The organism is Pedobacter sp. UBA5917, assembly GCF_002432345.1.
In the GTDB taxonomy this organism is placed as follows: Bacteria; Bacteroidota; Bacteroidia; order Sphingobacteriales; family Sphingobacteriaceae; genus Pedobacter.
The window spans coordinates 22,467-28,466 of the sequence record NZ_DJDT01000369.1 but is presented as its reverse complement, the minus strand read 5'-3'; the positions used below and the strand labels follow the sequence as shown (position 1 = coordinate 28,466).

Sequence of the window (6,000 nt, the reverse complement as noted above, 5' to 3'; positions counted from 1 at the left end):
TCGAAGGACCTGCCATAACACCATGTAAGACGTTTCGACAGGCTCAACGTGACAAAATATTGAGAAACTAGGTTTATGATAGAGACTCTGTACCTGCTCCTGCAACATTTCCATTAACATCCCTCAATCCTACTCTCCATTTCATAAATTAGCGCATCAAATAATCAACCCTAACTAATTATGAATAAAAAACTACTATTTTCTGCACTATTCCTGTGTGCTTCGGCGAGTGTTTTTGCTCAAGACAGGAAAGTAATCGATAATATTGTTAAAGAAGTAAATGAAAACTCTCAGTTAGAGAAACTTGCTCACGAATTGCTTGATGTTGTTGGTCCGCGTTTGGTTGGCTCACCGCAAATGAAACAGGCTAACGATTGGGCAGTAAAAAAGTACAGCGACTGGGGTATCTCTGCCAAGAACGAAAAATGGGGTGAATGGGCCGGCTGGGAACGTGGCATTACCCATATCGATCTGATAAGTCCGCGGGTACGTACTTTAGAAGGCACACAACTGGCCTGGAGCCCATCTACCAATGGAAAAGCCATTAATGCAGAGGCGATTATTCTTCCAACAATTACCGATTCGGTTTCCTTTCAGAAATGGTTACCTAATGTAAAAGGTAAAATTGTACTCATTTCGATGAACCAGCTTTCTGGCCGGCCAGAAAAAAACTGGGAAGAATTTGCTACAAAAGATCTTTTCGAAAAGTTTAAAAAAGAAAAAGCAGAAGCTGCAAAAGCTTGGACAGCCAGTCTGGCCAAAACCGGTTTAACGGCCAAAACACTTCCTGTAGCTTTAGAAAATGCAGGTGCAGTTGCTGTAGTGATCAATAACTGGTCGCAAGGCTTTGGTGTAGATAAGATTTTTGGTGCAAATACCACAAAAGTGCCAACTTTGGATCTATCTGTCGAAGATTATGGTTTGGTTTACCGCTTGGCCTTAAATGGTGATAAACCTAAGCTTAAAATCGAGGCAGATTCGAAAAAATCAGGCGCTGTACCAACCTTTAATACGATCGCTGAGATAAAAGGAACACAAAAACCAAACGAATATGTAATGCTTTCTGCACATTTTGATTCGTGGGATGGAGCAAGTGGTGCAACAGATAACGGTTCGGGAACCATTTTGATGATGGAAGCCATGCGTATTTTAAAAAAAATCTATCCTAACCCAAAACGTACCATCCTGGTAGGTCATTGGGGAAGCGAAGAGCAAGGTTTAAATGGTTCGAGGGCATTTGTAGAAGATCATCCCGAGATTGTTGGCAACCTGCAGGCTTTGTTTAACCAGGATAACGGAACAGGCCGTGTGGTTAACATTGGCGGACAGGGTTTTGCGAAATCAAAAGATTATATCACCCGTTGGTTGGCCGCAGTACCAGATACCATTAAAAACCAGATTAAAACCAGTTTCCCTGGAACACCGGGCGCAGGTGGATCAGATTTTGCTTCATTTGTAGCTGCCGGAGCACTAGGCTATTCATTAAGTTCTACCAGCTGGGATTATGGCACTTATACCTGGCATACCAACCGCGACAGTTACGATAAACTGGTTTTCGACGAAATCAGAAGTAATGTAATTTTAGCAGCCATTATGGTTTATATGGCTTCAGAAGATCCTGAAAAAACTTCAACCGAAAAAGCAACCGATTTACCAGTTAACGAACGTACTGGTAAACCAGCAACCTGGCCTGTTCAAACCAAATCGAACAGAAAAGGTGGTTTATAGATAAAAATTTTGAATTGATTTGTAAAGGAGCGCTTGGAAACAGGTGCTCTTTTTTGTTATTCTCGCGTCGTCATTTCGAGCGGAGTGCAACGCAGTCGAGAAATCTATCAAGATAGATCTCTCCATTCCACTGCGTTTCAGTCGAGATGACGACCTTTTTATTGACAGAGATGCCTACTCCTCTTTCTTCTGAAACTTATAAAACAAGTACCCTAAAAAAGGTAAAATCAGCACACTCCCCAATAAAAGTGCTAATCCCAGGCTATAAATGGTTTTCTCTGGGCCAACAGTTTCCAATAGCGAAATCGCATCTCCGCTCTTTAAACGGATAAAGTTTGGAAAGTGGGCATAACTAATTGCCAAAAGGATCATTGTTACCTGGAAGCCCGCTAAAATGCGTAAAACCTTGGTTTTGCCTTTAATTAATAGGTACCACAACAAAACAAGCGATAGGCTAGCCAAAACAATTGCTGATAAACCAACTGTACTTTTAAAAACCCAATCGATCAATGGAATTTTATCACGTTGTGCAGCAATAAATACCATGGCACCAAAAACTACCGCAGCTATATTCATAAATTCGGCCTTTTTAATAAAACGGCGTTTATCGTGAGCTTCTTTTGTTTCGCCGATAAGATAAATGGCGGCCAGGAAACCACAAAGCGCAACCGTAAAGAAGCCTACAGCCACCGAAAACCAGTTTAACCACCCTGAGATATAGGCGGTGTAAAAATCTGTCGCCTGTGGATCGATATGACCCGAAATGAGGCTTCCAGCAATAATACCTAGAAATAATGCGGTAACAAAGCTCGAATACCTGAAAATGCGGTTGTAAAGCCACTGCATATCATCTTTTACAGCATCATAATGGCGAAATACAAAAGCGGTACCCCGCGCTATAATCCCGATAAGCATAATGGCCAATGGAATATGCAGGTAAACCGACATTGTGGTATAAATAAAGGGGAAACCCACAAAAAGGATCACAATGGCAATAATGAGCCACATGTGGTTGGCTTCCCAAACCGGACCAATGGCCTGGTACATGGTTTTCCGGGTTTTACTCCTGTTTTTTGTTGAAGTAAACAGTTCGATAATACCGGCACCAAAATCGGCCCCACCCAATAAAAAGTAGAGCAGGATGGCCATGCACAGAAATGTAATTACAACTTCTTTCATATTTTTTAAGTGATTACACAGATTACTTGATTACACCGATCATAAGTCAATCCTTGGTTAATTATCGTTCTGTTCAGTTTTATTGTATAGTATGGGTACCATTTTAATCTGCCTGTAAAGTAAAAATGTTACGATAACGCTTAGCGAAACATAAATTGCAGAGAAGATATAAAAAGAGTAAGCTATACCCGGCATTGGTGTAACCGCATCTTTAGTACGCATAATACCATAAATAATCCATGGCTGCCGGCCAACCTCAGTAACCACCCAACCGGCTTCTAAAGCGATATAACCAAGCGGGATTGCGAAAACAAACAGTTTTAACAGCCATCGTTTTTCAGTTAAAGCTTTCTTTTTAAAAAGAATGAAGAAATAAGTTAACGATACCAAAAGAAGTAAGGTACCGATCCCCACCATGATCTGAAAAGCATAATGTGTTATCGCAACCGGAGGATGCTCGTTTTCAGGAATCTGATCTAAACCTTTAACTTCTGCTTTGAAATCGCCATGCGCCAGAAAGCTTAGTGCACCGGGAATTTTGATCGCTCCCTTTACTGTTTTATCTTTCTCGTTTACAATACCACCAATCAATAACGGTGCGGGTTTTTCGGTTTTATATAATGCTTCCATGGCGGCCAGTTTTGCAGGCTGGCGTTTGGCAACGTCTTTTGCAGAGATATCGCCACTTAATGGTTGCAATAAAGCAGCAATACATGCAAATACAGCCGCTATTTTAAAGGCTTTTAAATGGAATACTGCATTCCTGTTCCGTAAGATCATTAAAGCATGTACGCCTGCCACAGCAAAGCCTGTAGCCGTAAATGCAGCCAAACACATGTGCAAAGCCTGACTGAACCATGCTTTGTTGAACATGGCCTGTATGGGATCGATATTAAGGTATTTACCGTTTACAAAATCAAAACCCGCCGGACTGTTCATCCAGGCATTGGCAGCAACCACCAATATTCCCGAAGCCAGTCCACTCACCCCTACTACCATCCCTGTAAACCAATGGAACCATTTATTCAGTTTATTCCAGCCATAAAGGAAAAAACCAAGGGCTATTGCTTCGATAAAAAAGGCAGTTCCTTCGAGCGAAAATGGCATTCCGAATATTGGTCCGGCATGATCCATAAATTTTGGCCAGAGCAGACCCAATTCGAACGATAACATGGTACCCGATACCGCACCTGTGGCAAAAAATATCGCTACGCCTTTACTCCAGGCCTTGGTAAGGTTTTTATATACTTCATCGTTCGTTTTAAGCCATTTATAATGCGATACGGCCATAAAGAAAGGCATAACCATGCCAATACACGAAAAAATAATGTGAAAGCCTAATGATAAGGCCATCTGCGAACGGGCTGCTATAAAATCATCCATGAGCTGTAGATTTTGAATTGTAACAAATATAGTTGTTAAACACTAAAGCCTACGGTAATTCAATGACGTTGAAAGGATTATTTTAAATATAGAACGTTTATAAATTGAAAAAAGATTTGGAGGATTGTGTTATAGGAACATTCGCATTTTCAATCACAGATGTACACAGATAACCAAAAATACCGTCATTTCGAGCGGAGCGTAGCGAAGTTGAGAACCCGTAGACTCAGCGAAGCTAAATCTATCTCGAGTTAGATATCTCCATTCCAATGCATTCCAGTCGAGATGACGATTTTTTATAGAATATGAGGTTAAGCCCCTTTCAATTCATCGTAAGCAGCAGTTAAACTTCTCTGGATACCTTCTCCCTGCCATTCGGGTGCATTTGGGATGGTAGTCGCTTTTAGGATATCCTCTTTGCTCTTTCCCGCTTTAATTTCGCCGCCTACAAAAGTTAGCAGGTTTTGAAGATAATTCTGATAAGCTTTAACATCGGCTTTGTTTCCGGTTACTTTTTCGGGATCGAGGCTATGTCCCCAGATAAACAATGTATCGTTATCAAACTGGTTGATGATTTTATCCAATGCAGTGATCCAGTTACCGATGTGTGCGCCATTTTCTCTATCAATGTAAGGAAACCTGCGATTGAAAACCAGATCGCCAACCTGTACAATATTGGCGTGTTCGAAATGATAAACGGCATCGCCATTGGTATGGCCAGAACCATAATAATAAGCTTTGATATTTTCGTTACCTACTTTTGCGGTCCATTTTGTACCGAAAGTAGTATCAGGTAATAACTGTTTATCCAAATTATTTGCTTTTTCAGCTCCTCTCTTCTGGTTAACCAGCGAATTTTGGTGCGCCACCACTTTTTCGGCCAATCCTTTAAAAGAGATGTTCCCGGCAGTATGGTCGCCGTGATGGTGCGTATTGATCAGGTATTTAAAAGGTTTTTCGCCCAGTTTTTTTAATTCTTCAATCACGTGGGGTGCTGTGGTTGGAAACTGTGCATCTACCACAACAAAACCATTGCTCGAATTTAACCAACCGATGGTACCGCCCTGCTCGGTAAATATACCTACATCATTACGGAGCGGTTTAAAATTATAGGCACGGAACAATTCCTTTTGTGCAAAAACATCTGTTTTATAAATCGAAAGCAGGGCCATCGCCAATGCCGAATTTTTGATAAAATTTCTTCTTTCCATTTTGGGATTAAGCTAAAAAAACCACAGCAAATGCCGTGGTTTAAATTTAATGATTTTGATCGTGAAATAACAAAAATTATATTCCAGAACCTGGAGTAGTCCCTGGCTCGTGCCCCGGGCCAAAGGAGTTATTCTTGCGGTCTTTATCCTTGTTGAACAGATTGGTAGTTACTTTGGATGACTTGTTTTCATCAAGTGTTCTATCTTCTTTAATATCCTCTGCGGTTTTATCCAGTAAATCGTTCTCAACAACTTTACCTTTTTCTTTATTCGTTTCCATAGTAATTGTAAATTGATGTATTATAGGAACAAGCAAAAAATAAGATTGTTTTCTTTAATCCTTTTAGGAATGGGATTGGGCGAAAGGAAAATAATTATGTTTGGGGATTTATCTACCTAAGGTATAAAGTCTCTAAAGTCAAAGTCCATGTTTAGTGGCTCACCAAACAAATAAACAATTTACAATTTATCGTTATCTTAGTTAAAACGAAATCACATG

At 40.5% G+C, this 6,000-nt stretch carries 5 protein-coding genes; 1 reads left to right on the top strand and 4 read right to left on the bottom strand.

The genetic code is table 11. The features are described from left to right. Positions 1-180 precede the first annotated feature (180 nt). Complete coding sequence (locus B2V92_RS25710; RefSeq protein ID WP_293313500.1) at positions 181-1,728, top strand: M20/M25/M40 family metallo-hydrolase; 1,548 nt, start codon at positions 181-183, stop codon at positions 1,726-1,728. Positions 1,729-1,902: 174 nt separating this feature from the next. Here B2V92_RS25710 and B2V92_RS25705 read toward each other — a convergent pair whose 3' ends face one another. The 4 genes from B2V92_RS25705 to B2V92_RS25690 form a co-directional block, all read right to left on the bottom strand. After that, positions 1,903-2,907 (bottom strand): cytochrome d ubiquinol oxidase subunit II, encoded by a 1,005-nt coding sequence (locus B2V92_RS25705; RefSeq protein ID WP_293313498.1) that lies wholly within the window; start codon positions 2,905-2,907, stop codon positions 1,903-1,905. Between the two features lie 57 nt (positions 2,908-2,964). Further along, entirely contained in the window at positions 2,965-4,290 is a 1,326-nt protein-coding gene (locus B2V92_RS25700) for a cytochrome ubiquinol oxidase subunit I (protein ID WP_293313496.1), read from the bottom strand. Positions 4,291-4,601: 311 nt separating this feature from the next. Beyond that, positions 4,602-5,501: an MBL fold metallo-hydrolase gene (locus B2V92_RS25695; protein WP_293313494.1), complete on the bottom strand. Its 900-nt coding sequence runs from the start codon at positions 5,499-5,501 to the stop codon at positions 4,602-4,604. A gap of 76 nt (positions 5,502-5,577) precedes the next feature. Continuing rightward, positions 5,578-5,781 carry a hypothetical protein gene (locus tag B2V92_RS25690; RefSeq protein WP_025143865.1) on the bottom strand — a complete coding sequence of 68 codons (204 nt, stop codon included), beginning with the start codon at positions 5,779-5,781 and terminating at the stop codon, positions 5,578-5,580. Positions 5,782-6,000: the final 219 nt, after the last annotated feature.

What these genes read in the sequence shown, in the direction of transcription:
- B2V92_RS25705 (WP_293313498.1), bottom strand. Translation starts at nt 2,907, where the DNA reads ATGAAAGAAGTTGTAATTACATTTCTGTGCATGGCCATCCTGCTCTAC.
- B2V92_RS25690 (WP_025143865.1), bottom strand. Translation starts at nt 5,781, where the DNA reads ATGGAAACGAATAAAGAAAAAGGTAAAGTTGTTGAGAACGATTTACTG.
- B2V92_RS25695 (WP_293313494.1), bottom strand. Translation starts at nt 5,501, where the DNA reads ATGGAAAGAAGAAATTTTATCAAAAATTCGGCATTGGCGATGGCCCTG.
- B2V92_RS25700 (WP_293313496.1), bottom strand. Translation starts at nt 4,290, where the DNA reads ATGGATGATTTTATAGCAGCCCGTTCGCAGATGGCCTTATCATTAGGC.
- B2V92_RS25710 (WP_293313500.1), top strand. Translation starts at nt 181, where the DNA reads ATGAATAAAAAACTACTATTTTCTGCACTATTCCTGTGTGCTTCGGCG.